Here is a 15,806-nt window from a genome sequence, read left to right on the forward strand (position 1 = left end):
AACTACTCATCTTTTTCGGTAATATACCCTATATTTCTTTTTATGTAGCCAGGGATCTCTCCCTCCGATATTCGGTAGTTGTCGGCAAGCGGACCTTCCAACGGCTACCTTTTTTATTCTTATCTTTCAAATATATAAATATGCCCAATGAAGAAACACCATTATTTACATATTTAGGATTATATAAATTTGGAAAAGAGAAGTCAAAGATAAAGTTAAACAGAGAGAAATTAATAATTTTTGTTATAATTATAGCGGCTTTAGTATATTCTCTTAATTTCTTAATATCATGTCGGATCTTGTAGAAGATTTAGAATATAATAGAAAACTAAAGGAAGTATTGCATATATATAATGTCTCATTAAAGAATAATAAAGGACTGGAAACTATAAGAAATTTTATTAAATCGGCTGTGGATTATTATGATTATGTAATAGAATTATTTCTAGAGCGGGAATATAAGAATAATAAAATAAATGAGATACCAAAGACCCCAATAGAGCGCTATAATCTATTTCTTCATCTAATAAATGATAAGGACATTGAAAATACTATGATTTATTATAAGAAACTAAGAACTTGTCTAAATTCTCATATAACAATACAAAATGAATATAGAAAAACTATGATAATAGTATGTAAAGGCTACGAAACTGAGAATAAATTAACTATTAAGGATATTAAGGATATTATAGAAAATATAAGGAAATTTTCAAATTTAATAGTAAAATATATTTAATGGCTAAGATAATTACCATATCTTCTGGAAAAGGTGGTGTAGGAAAAACCTTCTTTTCAATAAACTTATCTAGAGCATTATCAAAATTAGATTATAGGGTTTTATTGGTCGACCTAAATTTAACAACTCCAAATGTATCAATAAATCTAAATCTTGGACATTTAGAAAACAATTTACATAAATATTTAAGAAATGAAATAGATGATATAAATAAATGTATAATTAAGTTTAAAGAAAATTTCTATATATTACCAGGTAGCTTAGATATAAATGATATTTCATTTATATCTTTTGAAAGACTTCACAAAATTACTTTAGAACTATATAATGATTATGACTTTATAATAATAGATTCTGCTGCAGGAATTGGAAGGGAGTCTTTAGAAGCATTAAAAATTGGAGAAGAACTATTCATAATTACTAATTATGAAAAATCATCATTAGTAGATGCCTATAGAGTTATAAAAGTTGCTAATAATCTAAATACGAATATTAAAGGCATTATAATAAACAAGGTAAAAAGGAAAATAAATTATATAAAAATTGAAAGGTTCTTAGGAAAAAACATATATGGAATAATACATTATGATGATAATGTAGATAAATCTATAGAAAATGGTATGACTTTAATAGATTATAATATTAATAGTATAGCGTCTATAGATATAATAAAAATTGCTGAAAAGATTACAGGAAAAGATTTTGAAGAAACTAAAAATATTTTAAATGTTCTAAAAAATATATTTAGATGGAGATAGATCTTGATCTAGATAATATAGAAAATCTAATCAAAGAGAATAAATATAAAAAAATATTATTACAATTACCAGACGGGTTAAAACCATATTCAAATATAATATACAATAGATTAAAAGAGAAATTTAAAGATAAAGAGCTATTTATTTGGTTCGGAACAGATTTCGGTGGCTGTGATATTCCAATATATATGGATAAGTTCGGTTTTGATCTAATTATACATTTTGGACATTCAAAATTTTATAAATTAAAGCTATGAATAAGTATATATTATTTTTAGGTATATTATTTATATTAATTGGTTTTTCATTAATAATATTATATTCTTTGAAACAATCTAATATAAAATATAGTGGTATAATACTAATAGGACCTATACCAATTATATTTACTAACTCTATAGACTTATCTATAATTCTATTAATTATTATTATAATTATTGTAATTATTTTCCTCTTTTACAAGATAATCATATAATTCTTTCAGATTTTTAAATACTAATGTAGCACCTGCCGAGGATAATTCACTTTTCTTATTTACTCCACTAGCTATTCCGACTACATTAATACCTGCCCTTTTTGCCGATATTATGCCATATATAGAGTCCTCTATAGCTAAAACTGAATTTGGTACTATATTTAATAGATTTATTGCCTTAATATAACAATCAGGTTCTGGTTTCGGTTCCTTTACATCATCTCCAGTTATTATGATATCAAAAAGGTTTATTATACCAAGATTTTTTAATACCTCTACTGCCAACCTTCTGGTATTTGATGTAACTACCCCTATTTTTAACTTTTTATCTTTTAGATAATTTAATAAATTCTTTGCACCTGGATTAAAATGAATTTTATCAATATATTTGGATATAATAAGATCTTCTGATTCTCTCAATATATCATCTACTGATGCATTTATATTATATTTATTCAATATATTTGATATCAATTCTCTTGGAGAAGCTCCAAAGGTATCAAATCCCTTTTCTGTGATAATATTATATCTTTCTAAGACAATTTTATGTACCTCATCATATACCTTTAAACTATTTATTAATGTACCATCAAGATCTATAATTACCGCCTTTAGATTATATATTATCATGAGAATAATATTTTAAGTAAAAACTATAAATTTATATAGAATGGAAGATATAAGAAATATATTAAAAGAACGAATAATAAAAGATTATATAAATACAGGAAAAGATCCTTTAAATAATATAATTGGACAAGAAAATTCAAAAAGACAAATATTATCATCTATATTGTCTGGAAGAAATATATTAATTATTGGTCCTCCAGGTACAGGTAAGACAACAATAGCAAAGAATCTATCTTTATTATTACCAGATATAGATTTTCCAGCTAATATACCATTTTGGGCGTATCCAGAATTTCCTTTTGTCCCTGAAGAGTATAGAAAGAAGTGGGAAGAGGGACCATTCATAAAACTCCACGGAAATGATAGATTTATCAGAATTCAAGGTTCTTATGATATATCTGTAGAGGACTTAATTGGAGATATAGATCCTTCAAAAGCTTTAAAATATGGAATACATTCCATAGAATCCTTTATACCAGGTAAGATATTTAGGGCCCAACATGGTATATTATTTTTTGATGAGATAAATAGGGCTCCACCAAAAGTTCAAAATTTATTATTAGAACTATTAGAAGAGAAAAAGATAACGATAGGTGCATATGAATTTCAGATTCCAATGGATATAATATTTATTGCCACTATGAATCCAGAAAATTATTATGGTACAGAAAAAATATCCGATGTGTTATTAGATAGATTCGATATAATAAATTTAAATTATCCAAAAAATATAGAAGAAGAAAAAAAGATAATATTAAAATATGGAAAGAATTTAAATATAGATTTTCCAGAAAATTTAATCGATCTATATCTAAATTTTATATTTGAATTAAGAAATGATGATAAATTAGATAAAAAACCATCTCCAAGATCTAGCATCGGTATATATGAGAAAGCTCAATCATTGGCAATATTAGATAAAAAAGATAAGGTAGAAATACAACATATATTCGAAGCTATATTATCTGTACTGCCGCATAGGATTAGATTAAAACCTGCATACAAAATAGAAGATAATGAAGAAGGATACATAAAAAATAAATGGTCCTCATTCAATATAGGAAAAGGATTTCGGAGTAGATAATAATATAAATAGACCTGGAGAAAGCTTTAAGGAAAAAAGCAGGATAAATGATAATATAAAAGATATTGTAGAAGATATATTGAGAGATGGAAATAGTATATTCGATATAAATAAGTATTATGATAATAGAAAAAGATATTCTAAATTTATATCAAAGATTATAAACATAGACGAAAAGAGGATAAGAGACGATAAAAATGAAAGATTTGAAAAAGAACTAAAGAATTCACTGGAGAACATAAAAAATATAATGATAAGAGAAGGGTATTTAAAAGAAGACGGACAATTATCTGAACAAAGTTTAAGATTATATGCAAAAGAGATAATTGGCGATATAGAAAAAGAAATATCTGGAATATTTGAGTATGGAAAATTTTATTCTAATAATATAGGAAAAGATGAATATCTATTCGGAAAAAACTTTGGCATAGGTGATAAATATAACGAAATTGATATTAAAAATACTATAAGAGAATATATTAAAAATAGAGATATAAAATTTATTGTAGAAAAGAAAAGAGAAAATAAGGGCGGTAAATATATAATATTGCTAGATATATCTGGAAGCATGATAGGAAAAAAGATATATGAAGCTAAAAAGGCACTAATTGTATTGATAGAAAAAATATTGATAGATAATAACGCCGTCGATCTAATATTATTTAACGATAAATCAATAAAGAAATATTATAATATAAATAAAATAGAAAATATTATAGATATATTAAAGCTTGTTCCTAATGGTAGCACAGACATCGCCTCCACACTATATGAAGTATATAATGATATAGATAGTTTTTCACATATAATAATCATTACTGATGCATTGCCTACATATGGAGAAAAACCTATTGATAGAACATTAGAAATTACAAAGATAATAAGTAATAAAGCATATATATCAATAATTGGTATAGGATTAAATCAGGAGGGAGAGAGGATAGCAAAACTTATAACTAAATATGGAAATGGAAGATTATTTATAACTAAAAATATAGAAGACTTGAAAAAATTAGTTCTTATAGAATATGAATTGTCTAAATTATAGACTTTAATATGTCTTTTTCAGCTATATTTTCTCCCAAATATTTCTTATATTTTCCAGATAATTTTTTCTTAGCTACCTCCAAATAAAAGTCTATATTTTTCATAAATTCTAGTTTATTGAAATATATAGATAATACAATATCTTTATAATGTATTTGGGCTGCTCTAGTATATGGTTTTCCAAAAGATAGTCTCATTCCTTGTGAAATCCTGTCCGCACCTGCACCATATACTAATGAATGCTCTCTTACCACATGATGCGGATATTTTCTTACAATAAATAAGAATTCTTTTACTTCTTCTTCTAGATATTTTGTTAAATTTGTTCTAACAGATTCTAAAGCATAATCAGATAATTGTATTGTTTCTATAGAAATTATGTGCCCTGCATATTTCCATTGGTCTATTGGTACACTCTTCAATCCCATTATATTCATTCTTAATTTTGATACTGGAGATCCTGGTATTTTATTATGCTTCTTACTATATGAAAATCTTGTATATGGTCTTTCAATTTCTTTAAATATTCTCCAAGGCCTTTTTGCCATTATAACATTCTTTTCAACAATATATTTATATCTTTGCCATAATAACCATAAGCGCCACCATGTTTATAATCGAACTTTATTCCCTTCCTTTTATAGCCTCCTTTTGGTGGAACCAGTCTAAAGAATGGTTTTATATCTTGTATATCATTCATATTTATCTCTGAATTGTATAATTTTTCAACAAATTCATCAAAACTCATTTTTAACTTATCCTTTATATAATCTTCTGTCAATTTTTTATTTCCTTTTATTCTCCCTCTATTCAATAACAATTCTTTTAATGTATCTCTATCTATTTCCCCCCATGCTACCCAGGGTTCTACTTTTCTTACCATATTTACTATAGAATCTGTCTTATCAAGTATAACTGCATAGTTATTTCTTCTCAACCTTAGTAAATACAATGTATCCTTTATCTCTTTTTTCGCTTTATTTGTTCCTCTAATTCTTATAACTATGATCTTCTCCATTTTATGCAAATCCTATCTTTATTCCCGATATCTCTTTATATTCTGGCCTTATTCTATAATCTAGAGTCTTCTTTAGTGCATTATATGTAGCTACAGCAAAATTAATCCTCTTTCTTGTCTGACCAAATGATTTCATCCATAGATCTCTTATACCTGCAAGCTTTAATATTTTCTTCATTTCTTCAGAGGCGACAAGACCGATACCTTTTGGAGCTGGCAATAATGTTACTCTAACAGAACCTGAACTTCCATCTACCCTATAGGGCAAAGAATGCGGTGTCCTACAAGAACATTCCCAAGAACCGCATCCCCTGGCAATTGGAATTATGTTTAATTTTGCAATCCTCAATGCTTTCTCCATGGATAATTGAACATCCCAAGATTTTCCAACTCCAACACCTATATACCCATTTTCATTTCCGACTGCCGCGATAGAGACCCAAGATGTCTTATTACCCTCGGCAGTCTTCCTTTGAACCATTTTTACCAATTTTGGTCTCCTATATTTTCCCCTTGACAATGATAATTTTATATAATTATATTTTAGATTTGGTAACAATATATCCACAACCTCTGGCTCTAATATCTTGTATCCTTGAGAAAATACCTGTTCTATTGATGTTATTTTTCCTTCCTTAACCAATTTTCCTAATTTGGTTTTTGGATTCCAAGAATCTAAGTCATTATTCGTATTATCTATCTTTTTTAATGTTTCATTTTCTTTTTCTTCAGCTTTTTCTAATATATCATTATCTACCATTTTCTATCTAATTTATAACTCCATGAATATGCCCTTAATTTACTAGTCCTCCCGAAACCACAATGTGAACAGTATCCCTTATCTGGATTATATGTCATTCTCCCACATCTTCTACATATAACATGATTCTTTTTATTTACGCCACCAGTCGTAGTCATTTATCATGATATATATAATAAGTTTTATAAAAGATATTGAAAGATAAATTTTCAGTATAATTATGAATCTTTTTATTATAAAATTTTTATGGAAAAAAATAAAAGTACATCATATAATATAAACTTATATCCATTTATAGAACTTCTGGTAACGATTGGCGTTTTGATTGAACTTTATATTAATAACATGAGTTTTTATATGATTTATAGTATTTGCCTACCAATAATGGCAATTATTATACTAATATATATAAATAATAACGGAAAATTTCGATATAACTTAAAATATATTTCAAAATTTTCGGATTATATATCTAATTTTTATATTTACATATTTATTATTTCTTTATTATTAGCTATAATATTATTAATCTTATATTATTCTTTTAACAAATACATAGATATATTTTCATCTATAATAGAATTATTATCCATATTAGAAGGCACGATTGTTATAAGTTTAATGACTAGCAAAGTAAAAAATTATCAAAAATATTAAAATGAATATATCTATTATAATACCTACTTTAAATGAAAAAAATAATATCAAAGAATTAATTGAAAGGATAGAAAATACATTAAAGAATATTCCTTATGAAATTATTTTTATTGATGATGGATCAAAAGATGGAACTATTGATGAAATAAACAAATATAAAAATAATAATGTAATTTTAATTGAAAGAGGGAGTAAAAAAGGATTGGGATCTGCATTTATTGATGGATTAAAGATATCTAAAGGTAAATATATAGTTTTAATGGATGCAGATTTACAACATCCTCCAGAATTATTAATTGAATTATATAATAATATAAAAGATTACGATCTAGTAATTGCATCAAGATATATAAAAGGCGGATCTGTTGAAAATTGGAATATAATAAGAAAAATAATATCAAAAGGTGCTATATTTATTTCTCATTTATTATTACCTGAAACAAAAAAAATAAAAGATACAATGTCAGGTTATTTTATTATTAGAAAAGAATTATTAAATGATTTTAATGTAACGGATCCTCATGAGTATAAAGTATTATTAGATATTTTGGTAAAAATAAAGCCTGAGAAAATTTTAGAAATTCCTTATATATTTAAAGAAAGAAAATATGGAAAATCAAAATTAGGTAAAAAAATAATATTTGGATATTTAAAACAGGTATTAAAATTATTTTCCTGGGAACAATTTATTAAATTTAATTTGGTTGGTATATCAGGTATTTTTATTAATTTAGGTTCTCTATATTTATTATACAATTTTTTACCATTTTATTTATCTTCATTTTTAGCAATTTTTATTTCAATAATATGGGTATTCATTTTTAATGACATTTGGGTATTTAGAGAAGAGAGGAAATATAAAAAATTCTGGAAAAGATTTATTGAATTTGTAGGAGGTAGAAGTATTATATCAAAACCTGTACAATATTTAATAGCTTTAGGATTTTATTATATATTCGGCATAAATTATATAATATCACAATTAATAGGAATAATTATTGCTGCAATAATAAATTGGTTTTATACAAAAAATTATGTATATCGGATTTCATGAACAATATCTCCATATGACCTCTGAAGTATAATATAAATTGCAATATCATTAGAGTTATTTGAAAATGATATACTAATACTATCATATCATAGTCATTCTCTAAATAAGCTATTATCTATCCTATTTACAGATCTTTTACTAGATAGATTGTTATTGTTTTGAATGCTTTATTCATCTGCTAAAGATCCTTATTTATAAAGATTCAATAGTTCTGACAAGCCCTTACATGATTTTAAAAACCCATACAAGTCCCGCATACACTATAATCACAAAAAATATTTTTTACATAAGGTCATAGTTAACTTAAATATTTGTAAGTATTGTAAAAAATAATGGACGAAGATTTAATCGTTATTAAAATTTATAATTATACGACCAGATCCTTAAGGTCCATAATGAGCATAATATCCTATATAATATTAATAGGCTTCATAATGTATTTATCAATCTATAATTACATTTTAATATTTATATTTTCTGTCATAACTATAATATCATTTTATATTAAAAATATAATAAAAAAGGAAAGGCCAATAGATAAATTTGATATAGAAAGAAAAAATATAATAGATAACTTTTCATTTCCGAGTATTCACACAATATTATCCATTTTTATATTCTTTATAACAATAAATCCCATAATATTAATAGTCCCTATCTTAAGGGTCTTATCTCTAAGACATTATATTGTAGATGTATTATATTCTTCATTTATCGGAATTTCTATATATTTACTATATTATATTTTATATTATCAACATTTTATTATATTTCGATGGTAAAAAATATCAAAAATTGTTATTATTCCATAACAAAATGACAGGTTATTTATAAATAATATTTTTAATATTATCTAGTTCTTCAATTTTTATATTTATTCTTTCTTTTGTCTCTCTATCTTGTAATAATACAAAGCCATTTTTAATCTCTTTTTCCCCCACAATTAGCAGATATCTAATATCTTTATCTACTGCATATTTTATTTGTTTATTAAAATCTCTACTCATAATATCTATATAACAATTTATACCAATAGATCTTAATTTATTACATATACTCCATGCGTCTTTTAATGTATTATTAAAATATACCACTACTAGATCTGTATATGTCTTTTTTTTCATCTTAAATATCTTTAATTCTATACCCGCATCAATTAACCTCTCTATTCCTATACTACCTCCAACTGCTGGTATATCTCTATTAGAAAATTTTCCTATAAGATTATCATACCTACCACCACCTGCTAAAGAACCGATCTTAGGTTCATCGACTCTTGCCTCAAATATCATACCAGTATAATAATCCAATCCTCTTACTAAAGATAAAGATAATTCTACATTTTTTTTATCTACTAATAAATCAAAGATATTATTATTATAATTTATCAGTTCATTTAGATCATTAAATTTTGACAAATAATCGATTAGTTCCTGATCCTTCAGTTGTATTATATTTATTATTTTATTAGATGTATCTGTATCTAATATAGAATTCAGTTCCTTTTCTACGTTTTCTATACCTATCTTATCTAACTTATCTATAATATTATATACTTTAAATATTTTATCCTGATTTATTGATAATAATTTTTCAAATATGTACCTTAAAAATTCTCTATTATTTATTATAATCTTGTAATTATTGAATTTAAATTCCTTAAAAACTTCAATTACTAGATTTATTATTTCTGCATCACTTGTGTACTCCCTTGATCCTATTATGTCGAAATCCGCCTGATAGAACTCTCTATACCTCCCTTTTTGGGGATTATCGTACCTATAAGACTTATCAATTACATATCTCTTAAATGGGAGTGGGAATTGAAATCTAGAATAGAATCTTGCCAAAGGAATAGTATGATCATATCTTAATGAGTATTCTTTATCAGAATAAGGTAGTCTAAATCTCCATATTAATTTATTTTCTGCTTCTTCGCCATATTTTCCTTTTAGTATATCCCAATATTCTACTGTCGATGTCTCTATAGGATCAAAGCCGTATCTAATAAAAATTTTTTCTATCCTATTAAAAATTTTCTTTCTTAATATCTTTATCTCTGGAGTAAAGTCCCTCAAACCTGCAGGTGGTTCTAAATTCATTATAATATTTTAAAAATATTCTTTAATAAGATATTTCTATCATGGTTGTTCATAGAAGGAAAAAATATAGGAAATCATTAGGATCAAGATATGCTAGAAGAGGGAATAGTGATAGAAATAGAGGAAAAGGAAATAAAGGTGGAGCTGGATTTTCTGGATGGAGATTTAAGAAACAGAAATATATAAAAATAATAAAAGAATTTCCAGAAAAGCTGGAGGACAAAAAAGGATTTACAAACCCAAGATATAATAAACAAAAGACCTACATAAATTTAAGAGATATTAATAATTATTTTGATTTATTATTAGAAGAGGGTATATTAAAAGAGGAAAATAATGTATATATATTAAATTTAAATGAATTAAATATAGATAAATTATTAGGAACTGGAAAAATTGATAAGAAAATGACTATAATAGTAAAAGAAGCTTCAGAAAATGCAATAGAAAAGGTTAAAAATATAGGTGGAGAAGTTATAATTCAATAATGGACTTATCTTCAAAGAAGAGGATAGCAGCGGATATATTAAATGTAGGTATAGATAGGGTTTGGATAGACCCTAATAAACTAGAAGATGTTCAAAAGGCATTGAGCAGACAAGATATAAAGGACCTAATAGATAAGGGAATAATAAGGTCCAAGCAAATAAAAGGACAATCAAGAGTTTTAGCTAGATATAAGCAACTACAAAGACTTAAAGGTAGAAGGAGAGGTATAGGAAATAGAAAAGGAACAAAAAAGGCTAGAAACAACAAAAAAGAAAAGTGGATGATAAAAATAAGGGCAATAAGGAGATTAATAAAACAATTAAAATCTGAAAACAAAATAGATAGATCGACATATAGAATTATATATAATAAATCGAAAAGTGGAGCCTTTAGAAACAAGAGACACATATTAACATATCTAAAAGAGACAGGTATATTAAAAGAATAATTTCTATGCCCCCACCGGGATTTGAACCCGGGTCACAGGGGTGAGGACCCTGTATCCTTGACCGGACTAGAAGATAGGGGCGATTTATTTTTTATTTATAATATATTTAAAAATTATGGATTCTTAAATATATACTCTGTTCCATTTTCCATAATAACTATATTAGTCCCATTATAATAACATATTATATTTTCCTCTAAACAGATGTTATAATATGTATTATTTATTATAAATGATTCATTTGGATACAATAATAGCTTTACATAAAAATCCTGGCCAATATAATAACCAAAATTGTTTTTATAATAATAATTATTATCAAATTTTGACAAAAACACTAGAGTAATAAATAATATTAATACTAGATATAATAATATAAATTGAGATTTCATTTCCAATAAATATTTACATAATATATTGTGCCATTTAATATGAAAAAATCCTCTATGCCTTGATCAGTCTGATTAAGTGGAATATTATAAAAATATGTTATATTATCTATTTCCACATAATAATACGGTAATATACTGCTAACAATTTGATACAAAGAAGAATTCAACTGAATTGTATTATTCAAATCTTGATAATTTATAGAAATTAATGAAGAATATAGATCATCTTTAATATAACCCCTTGTATAATATACACTATAAAAGTTTGAGGTTAATAAGAAGTACATAATAATTATTAAAATTACCAATTCTATAAATATTGTAATATTAAATGACCTCATGATACTAAAACCTCAACCAGGTATAACGAATGATCATAAAAACATACTCGCCTAAATTCTATATAATTATTAGTCACATTTTCCCCATAAAAAAATTTTTGACCATTACTTAGATTTTCATATATTATTTCATATGGTTGAGAACTCAAGTTATCTATATATAAAGAATTAAAATTGTTTAAAGTTAAATTACATGTATTATCTGTTATATAATTAGTCAAATATTCCATTATATTCCTACCGGTCATAAATTGTATATAACTGTTTTGATAATTAAAATTTATTCTATATATAAATGTCAATTTATCCAGAATTAATAAACTAGCTAAAAATATAGTTAATGATACAATTAGCAATTCAAAAAATCGATCTAGCATATAAATATATATCTTATAAATATTTTTATATATAAGATCCTTATGAACTCAAAGATAGTATCATTATTAAAAGAGAATAAAAAGATAGTTACATTCAAAGCAACAAATGTTCCAATATCCAGAAAGGATTCTGAAGAAGTTGGGAGATTTATAAAATACCTCCCAATACCAAGAGCAAAGAAGTTATTAGAAGATGTACTAAGCTTTAGATTGGCCATACCTTATTATAGATATAATAAAAAACAGCCACATCATAAAAATGTATCAGGTAAGGTAAAATATGGTAGGTATCCTATAAAAACAATTAAATATTATTTGAAATTTTTATCTTCACTAGAAAATAATGCCAAAGTATTAGGATTGGATCCAAGCAAGGTCATAATAGTATCCGTAGAGCCTTCCAAAGGTAATAAATATCCTGCCAGATTGAGAGTAACAAAATATAAAACAGGAGAGGGAGGAATAAAGAGAGTTCTTATATCAGTAAGAAAAAAAGTATCTCATATAAAGATATATGCTTTATACATAGAGTCCATAGATACAACAAAAAAATTAAAGAAAAAGGCATTAAAAAATATTGTAAAAGAAATTATAAAAGAATGGCAGCAAAAAATATAGAAGGTGTAATAAAGGAAAAGAAAATAGAAGCTATATTGGATAGAGAAATAAAGAATGCATTAAGAGGCAAATTAATAAGTAGAGTTCATTATTTAAAAGTTTCAATGGGAGATAAAGTCATAATATATTGTGCGAGACCTAGACTAATACTTGGAAGATCGAATGAGAACTTAGCGATGATTAGAGAAATAGCTAAAAAAATAATAAATACAAATGACCCAATTATAGAAGTTTTACCAGTTGAGAACCCATTACTAGACTCCGAAATAGTAGCAGATCTAATAGCATCTCAAATAGAAAGATTTGGAAATAGAGCTGCTAGGAGGATAATACAGAAGATAATGGAAGAAGTCTTAAATGCTGGTGCACTAGGTATAGAAATAAGAATAACAGGAAAGGTAATAGGAGATAGATCTTCTACAATAAGAGAACAAAAAGGATATATTAAAAAATCAGGAGAATTGAATAAAATAACTGGTAAAAGTATAAGATATGCTAAACTAACTTCCGGTACTATAGGAATACAGGTAAGGATATTAAGATCTGGAGAGTTATTACCTGATAGAATAAATATAAAGGATATATCGGAAATAAATCCCGAAGAATTAGAAAAAATAGATCCTTCCTTACTAGAAAAATTAGCAAAGGATAATGGAGAACACTGAATGTATAGCCTTTTATAAACTATTTTTGACGAAGAATATAAATACAGATGGACGCCTCGTTTTAAACCTATCTCAGTATCTCTGTTATATATTTAATAATGATATATACAAAATAATGGATAAAATTGAAAAATTTGATTTAGACGTCCTCATAGGTCACTTTAAAGATATTAGAGAGAATATCGAACAAATAAAGAGAATAATTAAAGATAAATATCCAGGTGAGGAGGCTGCAGAAGTATTAGAAACAAAATTAGAAGGATATGGATTAGAAGCTCTCAAAAGATCATTAAATTATGGGAAAAAGGTTTGTTTAACAGATATCCTAAATAAGCATTATAATCTAAACCTATATGCACACTCTAATATTGAATTTATAATAGAAAAAGTCTTAGAGAGTGAAAAAACAAATATCTTTATAGAAACAAAAAGAGAAAATGAAGAATACATAAGATATATAAAGGTAAACAAGGAACTTTTAGAAGTTTCGACACAAAAAAAATCTTTTAGTTATATAAATAAATATAAATTACCAAGAAAAGAATTTCTAGATAATGAAACTTCTTTTATTATATCTATATTTTTATACTATAAAGGCATAAAACCTCCCGAGTATATAAATGATATGGCAATAAAATATATAAAAGAAAATAATATATCCAAAGCATTGATTTGCATTTATAATAATAAAGATTATAAATCTCTAAAAAATAAAAGAGTCTTAATAGAAGACATCAATACACATATTAAAGTAATAGATATAATAAGAACATATGAAAAGATTATCAATGGTATATATCGTTTTTTGGAGGATAATCTATCAACCATTAAAAAAATATCAACAGAGGAAATAGAGGAAAAACAAAAAACAATAGAATATTATCTATATTCAATGCGAGAAGGTTAAGATCCGTACATAATATATTTTCCTAATTTATCAAGATATATTTTTATTATATCTGTTCCTTTTAATCTTCCTAAAGTACCTTTTACACACTTTCTTTCAGAAAAATTCTTTACAAACCCATATCTATTATTTTCATAATTTAATATTACTGGAACAGGATCCGAAATATGTCTACCAAGTATTGATGATGTAGAGTGATCTCCCGTAATCAATATTAGATCAAAGTTATCAACCAGCTTTGGTATTAATTCTCTATCTATTCTTTCTATAAACTTCTTTTTTTCCAGTGGTTTCTTATCATGAGATAAAGAATCTGTTCCTTTTATGTGTATAAATACAATATCATATTTTTCCTTTAAACTGACTGCAGCTTCAGAAAAAGAGAATAAATTTTCATTTGATGTACCATTTGTACCTAGTGGTTTATATGTATCCATCCCAACATATTTAGCCACACCCAGATACATTGGAGGATTTGCTAGGAATATAGATTTCACTCCATATCTATTATAAAATTTGTCTTCTTTATCTAGTTCTTTATATTTCGACGCAGATCTTATCAATAAATAATTTATAACTGGAATATTCTTTTCTTTTCTCATTTTATTTATATTGTTGTTATTGGCAAAACTATTAAAATCCTGTATCAATTTATTTAATACTTCTGCAGTTTCTTTAGCTTTATCTTCTTTATATAATATTTTAGGTACCTTTACATTTTCTTCATGTAAATCATTATCTGTAACTTTTTCAGATTCTAACCCCCTTATAACTAGTACTCCTCTATGTTCTACACCATGCTTTATTATAATATTTATCCCATATTCTTTCTCTATTTTTTCTTTTATAGATTCAAAATCTTTTAATAACTCTTCCAGTCCAAAATCATTTCTACCAATTCTTCTATCTATAATTACACCATTATCTACAGTTGAAAAATCTAATCTAAAAGCTATATCGCCTTCTTTTAACTCAATATCCGATCCTAAAGCTTCGAATATGCCTCTGCCTCTATAATATTTCTCTACTTCATAACCAAATAATGATAGATGACCAGTATCACTACCTGGAACCAAACCTGGCCCAACTGTATCTAGAACACCTGCTTCAGAATATTTAATCAATTTATCAATATTCTCTTTTTTTGCGGCTTCTAAAGGTGTTTTATTATTTAACTGCTTATTTACTTGATCACCCAATCCATCTAATATAATAAATACTCCATTTACCATATCAAAATAAAAA

23 protein-coding genes and 1 tRNA gene are annotated in these 15,806 nt (G+C 25.5%); 13 read left to right on the forward strand and 11 right to left on the reverse strand.

Annotated elements, in window-relative coordinates; genetic code table 11:
• Positions 1-140: 140 nt before the first annotated feature.
• From MJ2HA_RS03630 to MJ2HA_RS03900, 5 genes are read left to right on the forward strand one after another with little or no spacing between them, the layout of a single operon-like run.
• Positions 141-305 carry a hypothetical protein gene (locus MJ2HA_RS03630; protein WP_258393186.1) on the forward strand — a complete coding sequence of 55 codons (165 nt, stop codon included), beginning with the start codon at positions 141-143 and terminating at the stop codon, positions 303-305.
• On the forward strand, positions 290-739 hold the full coding sequence (locus MJ2HA_RS03635; RefSeq protein WP_258393187.1) for a hypothetical protein: 450 nt from the start codon (positions 290-292) through the stop codon (positions 737-739). Before MJ2HA_RS03630 ends, MJ2HA_RS03635 begins: the two co-directional genes overlap by 16 nt.
• Positions 739-1,497, forward strand: coding sequence for a MinD/ParA family ATP-binding protein (locus tag MJ2HA_RS03640; protein ID WP_258393188.1), 759 nt, complete (start codon positions 739-741; stop codon positions 1,495-1,497). The genes MJ2HA_RS03635 and MJ2HA_RS03640 overlap by 1 nt, the downstream gene beginning before the upstream one ends.
• Complete coding sequence (locus MJ2HA_RS03645) at positions 1,488-1,754, forward strand: diphthamide synthesis protein (protein ID WP_258393189.1); 267 nt, start codon at positions 1,488-1,490, stop codon at positions 1,752-1,754. The genes MJ2HA_RS03640 and MJ2HA_RS03645 overlap by 10 nt, the downstream gene beginning before the upstream one ends.
• Positions 1,751-1,972, forward strand: a complete 222-nt coding sequence (locus MJ2HA_RS03900) for a TIGR00304 family membrane protein (RefSeq protein WP_258393190.1) — start codon at positions 1,751-1,753, stop codon at positions 1,970-1,972. Before MJ2HA_RS03645 ends, MJ2HA_RS03900 begins: the two co-directional genes overlap by 4 nt.
• Here MJ2HA_RS03900 and MJ2HA_RS03655 read toward each other — a convergent pair.
• Entirely contained in the window at positions 1,916-2,602 is a 687-nt protein-coding gene (locus tag MJ2HA_RS03655; protein WP_258393191.1) for an HAD family hydrolase, read from the reverse strand. The two genes, MJ2HA_RS03900 and MJ2HA_RS03655, sit on opposite strands and share 57 nt — an antisense overlap.
• A gap of 40 nt (positions 2,603-2,642) precedes the next feature.
• Between MJ2HA_RS03655 and MJ2HA_RS03660 the strand changes: the two genes are divergently transcribed.
• Together MJ2HA_RS03660 and MJ2HA_RS03665 are read left to right on the forward strand one after the other, a co-directional pair.
• Complete coding sequence (locus MJ2HA_RS03660; RefSeq protein WP_258393192.1) at positions 2,643-3,686, forward strand: ATP-binding protein; 1,044 nt, start codon at positions 2,643-2,645, stop codon at positions 3,684-3,686.
• Positions 3,687-3,765: 79 nt separating this feature from the next.
• Positions 3,766-4,734: a vWA domain-containing protein gene (locus MJ2HA_RS03665; RefSeq protein ID WP_258393193.1), complete on the forward strand. Its 969-nt coding sequence runs from the start codon at positions 3,766-3,768 to the stop codon at positions 4,732-4,734.
• On the opposite strand, the gene MJ2HA_RS03670 is transcribed toward MJ2HA_RS03665, so the two are convergent.
• The 4 genes from MJ2HA_RS03670 to MJ2HA_RS03685 are packed head-to-tail and all read right to left on the reverse strand — an operon-like array spanning position 4,724 to position 6,669.
• Positions 4,724-5,281, reverse strand: a complete 558-nt coding sequence (locus MJ2HA_RS03670; protein ID WP_258393194.1) for a 50S ribosomal protein L16 — start codon at positions 5,279-5,281, stop codon at positions 4,724-4,726. The genes MJ2HA_RS03665 and MJ2HA_RS03670 overlap by 11 nt on opposite strands.
• Entirely contained in the window at positions 5,281-5,751 is a 471-nt protein-coding gene (locus MJ2HA_RS03675) for a 50S ribosomal protein L30 (RefSeq protein WP_258393195.1), read from the reverse strand. Before MJ2HA_RS03675 ends, MJ2HA_RS03670 begins: the two co-directional genes overlap by 1 nt.
• A gap of 1 nt (position 5,752) precedes the next feature.
• A complete protein-coding gene (locus MJ2HA_RS03680; protein WP_258393196.1) occupies positions 5,753-6,511 on the reverse strand; it encodes a 30S ribosomal protein S5 in 759 nt (252 codons plus the stop codon).
• On the reverse strand, positions 6,505-6,669 hold the full coding sequence (locus tag MJ2HA_RS03685; RefSeq protein ID WP_258393197.1) for a 50S ribosomal protein L37e: 165 nt from the start codon (positions 6,667-6,669) through the stop codon (positions 6,505-6,507). Before MJ2HA_RS03685 ends, MJ2HA_RS03680 begins: the two co-directional genes overlap by 7 nt.
• A gap of 500 nt (positions 6,670-7,169) precedes the next feature.
• On the opposite strand from MJ2HA_RS03685, the gene MJ2HA_RS03690 reads away from it, so the two are divergent.
• Complete coding sequence (locus MJ2HA_RS03690; protein WP_258393198.1) at positions 7,170-8,222, forward strand: glycosyltransferase; 1,053 nt, start codon at positions 7,170-7,172, stop codon at positions 8,220-8,222.
• 824 nt (positions 8,223-9,046) lie between these two features.
• Here MJ2HA_RS03690 and hisS read toward each other — a convergent pair.
• On the reverse strand, positions 9,047-10,324 hold the full coding sequence (gene hisS, locus MJ2HA_RS03695; RefSeq protein WP_258393199.1) for a histidine--tRNA ligase: 1,278 nt from the start codon (positions 10,322-10,324) through the stop codon (positions 9,047-9,049).
• Between the two features lie 41 nt (positions 10,325-10,365).
• On the opposite strand from hisS, the gene MJ2HA_RS03700 reads away from it, so the two are divergent.
• Positions 10,366-10,812: an uL15m family ribosomal protein gene (locus tag MJ2HA_RS03700; protein ID WP_258393200.1), complete on the forward strand. Its 447-nt coding sequence runs from the start codon at positions 10,366-10,368 to the stop codon at positions 10,810-10,812.
• A complete protein-coding gene (locus MJ2HA_RS03705; protein ID WP_258393201.1) occupies positions 10,812-11,261 on the forward strand; it encodes a 50S ribosomal protein L19e in 450 nt (149 codons plus the stop codon). The genes MJ2HA_RS03700 and MJ2HA_RS03705 overlap by 1 nt, the downstream gene beginning before the upstream one ends.
• A gap of 6 nt (positions 11,262-11,267) precedes the next feature.
• Here the strand turns inward: MJ2HA_RS03705 and MJ2HA_RS03710 are convergent.
• The 4 genes from MJ2HA_RS03710 to MJ2HA_RS03725 form a co-directional block, all read right to left on the reverse strand.
• Positions 11,268-11,342 (reverse strand) — tRNA-Glu (locus tag MJ2HA_RS03710).
• Positions 11,343-11,374: 32 nt separating this feature from the next.
• Positions 11,375-11,653 (reverse strand): hypothetical protein, encoded by a 279-nt coding sequence (locus MJ2HA_RS03715; protein ID WP_258393202.1) that lies wholly within the window; start codon positions 11,651-11,653, stop codon positions 11,375-11,377.
• The gene (locus MJ2HA_RS03720) at positions 11,650-11,994 is read right to left on the reverse strand and encodes a hypothetical protein (RefSeq protein WP_258393203.1); all 345 of its coding nucleotides are present in this window, start codon (positions 11,992-11,994) and stop codon (positions 11,650-11,652) included. Before MJ2HA_RS03720 ends, MJ2HA_RS03715 begins: the two co-directional genes overlap by 4 nt.
• Positions 11,991-12,371: a hypothetical protein gene (locus MJ2HA_RS03725; RefSeq protein ID WP_258393204.1), complete on the reverse strand. Its 381-nt coding sequence runs from the start codon at positions 12,369-12,371 to the stop codon at positions 11,991-11,993. The genes MJ2HA_RS03720 and MJ2HA_RS03725 overlap by 4 nt, the downstream gene beginning before the upstream one ends.
• A 42-nt stretch (positions 12,372-12,413) precedes the next feature.
• Here MJ2HA_RS03725 and rplV point away from each other — a divergent pair, with 42 nt between their 5' ends.
• The 3 genes from rplV (at position 12,414) to MJ2HA_RS03740 (ending at position 14,561) form a co-directional block, all read left to right on the forward strand.
• Positions 12,414-12,989, forward strand: a complete 576-nt coding sequence (rplV, locus tag MJ2HA_RS03730; RefSeq protein WP_258393205.1) for a 50S ribosomal protein L22 — start codon at positions 12,414-12,416, stop codon at positions 12,987-12,989.
• Positions 12,971-13,654 carry an uS3 family ribosomal protein gene (locus MJ2HA_RS03735; RefSeq protein ID WP_258393206.1) on the forward strand — a complete coding sequence of 228 codons (684 nt, stop codon included), beginning with the start codon at positions 12,971-12,973 and terminating at the stop codon, positions 13,652-13,654. The genes rplV and MJ2HA_RS03735 overlap by 19 nt, the downstream gene beginning before the upstream one ends.
• 115 nt (positions 13,655-13,769) lie before the next feature.
• The gene (locus MJ2HA_RS03740) at positions 13,770-14,561 is read left to right on the forward strand and encodes a hypothetical protein (protein ID WP_258393207.1); all 792 of its coding nucleotides are present in this window, start codon (positions 13,770-13,772) and stop codon (positions 14,559-14,561) included.
• On the opposite strand, the gene apgM is transcribed toward MJ2HA_RS03740, so the two are convergent.
• A complete protein-coding gene (apgM, locus tag MJ2HA_RS03745) occupies positions 14,558-15,793 on the reverse strand; it encodes a 2,3-bisphosphoglycerate-independent phosphoglycerate mutase (protein ID WP_258393208.1) in 1,236 nt (411 codons plus the stop codon). The two genes, MJ2HA_RS03740 and apgM, sit on opposite strands and share 4 nt — an antisense overlap.
• Positions 15,794-15,806 lie beyond the last annotated feature (13 nt).

The sequence above is a fragment of the Nanobdella aerobiophila genome, assembly GCF_023169545.1.
Taxonomy (GTDB): domain Archaea; phylum Nanobdellota; class Nanobdellia; order Nanobdellales; family Nanobdellaceae; genus Nanobdella; species Nanobdella aerobiophila.

Excerpts from the sequence above, each read along its gene's own strand:
- MJ2HA_RS03660 (WP_258393192.1), top strand. The coding sequence starts at position 2,643 with ATGGAAGATATAAGAAATATATTAAAAGAACGAATAATAAAAGATTAT.
- MJ2HA_RS03690 (WP_258393198.1), top strand. The coding sequence starts at position 7,170 with ATGAATATATCTATTATAATACCTACTTTAAATGAAAAAAATAATATC.
- rplV (WP_258393205.1), top strand. The coding sequence starts at position 12,414 with ATGAACTCAAAGATAGTATCATTATTAAAAGAGAATAAAAAGATAGTT.
- MJ2HA_RS03715 (WP_258393202.1), bottom strand. The coding sequence starts at position 11,653 with ATGAAATCTCAATTTATATTATTATATCTAGTATTAATATTATTTATT.
- MJ2HA_RS03735 (WP_258393206.1), top strand. The coding sequence starts at position 12,971 with ATGGCAGCAAAAAATATAGAAGGTGTAATAAAGGAAAAGAAAATAGAA.
- MJ2HA_RS03705 (WP_258393201.1), top strand. The coding sequence starts at position 10,812 with ATGGACTTATCTTCAAAGAAGAGGATAGCAGCGGATATATTAAATGTA.
- MJ2HA_RS03740 (WP_258393207.1), top strand. The coding sequence starts at position 13,770 with ATGGATAAAATTGAAAAATTTGATTTAGACGTCCTCATAGGTCACTTT.
- MJ2HA_RS03700 (WP_258393200.1), top strand. The coding sequence starts at position 10,366 with ATGGTTGTTCATAGAAGGAAAAAATATAGGAAATCATTAGGATCAAGA.
- MJ2HA_RS03655 (WP_258393191.1), bottom strand. The coding sequence starts at position 2,602 with ATGATAATATATAATCTAAAGGCGGTAATTATAGATCTTGATGGTACA.
- MJ2HA_RS03635 (WP_258393187.1), top strand. The coding sequence starts at position 290 with ATGTCGGATCTTGTAGAAGATTTAGAATATAATAGAAAACTAAAGGAA.
- MJ2HA_RS03680 (WP_258393196.1), bottom strand. The coding sequence starts at position 6,511 with ATGGTAGATAATGATATATTAGAAAAAGCTGAAGAAAAAGAAAATGAA.
- apgM (WP_258393208.1), bottom strand. The coding sequence starts at position 15,793 with ATGGTAAATGGAGTATTTATTATATTAGATGGATTGGGTGATCAAGTA.
- MJ2HA_RS03720 (WP_258393203.1), bottom strand. The coding sequence starts at position 11,994 with ATGAGGTCATTTAATATTACAATATTTATAGAATTGGTAATTTTAATA.
- hisS (WP_258393199.1), bottom strand. The coding sequence starts at position 10,324 with ATGAATTTAGAACCACCTGCAGGTTTGAGGGACTTTACTCCAGAGATA.
- MJ2HA_RS03900 (WP_258393190.1), top strand. The coding sequence starts at position 1,751 with ATGAATAAGTATATATTATTTTTAGGTATATTATTTATATTAATTGGT.
- MJ2HA_RS03725 (WP_258393204.1), bottom strand. The coding sequence starts at position 12,371 with ATGCTAGATCGATTTTTTGAATTGCTAATTGTATCATTAACTATATTT.
- MJ2HA_RS03630 (WP_258393186.1), top strand. The coding sequence starts at position 141 with ATGCCCAATGAAGAAACACCATTATTTACATATTTAGGATTATATAAA.
- MJ2HA_RS03645 (WP_258393189.1), top strand. The coding sequence starts at position 1,488 with ATGGAGATAGATCTTGATCTAGATAATATAGAAAATCTAATCAAAGAG.
- MJ2HA_RS03640 (WP_258393188.1), top strand. The coding sequence starts at position 739 with ATGGCTAAGATAATTACCATATCTTCTGGAAAAGGTGGTGTAGGAAAA.
- MJ2HA_RS03670 (WP_258393194.1), bottom strand. The coding sequence starts at position 5,281 with ATGGCAAAAAGGCCTTGGAGAATATTTAAAGAAATTGAAAGACCATAT.
- MJ2HA_RS03675 (WP_258393195.1), bottom strand. The coding sequence starts at position 5,751 with ATGGAGAAGATCATAGTTATAAGAATTAGAGGAACAAATAAAGCGAAA.
- MJ2HA_RS03685 (WP_258393197.1), bottom strand. The coding sequence starts at position 6,669 with ATGACTACGACTGGTGGCGTAAATAAAAAGAATCATGTTATATGTAGA.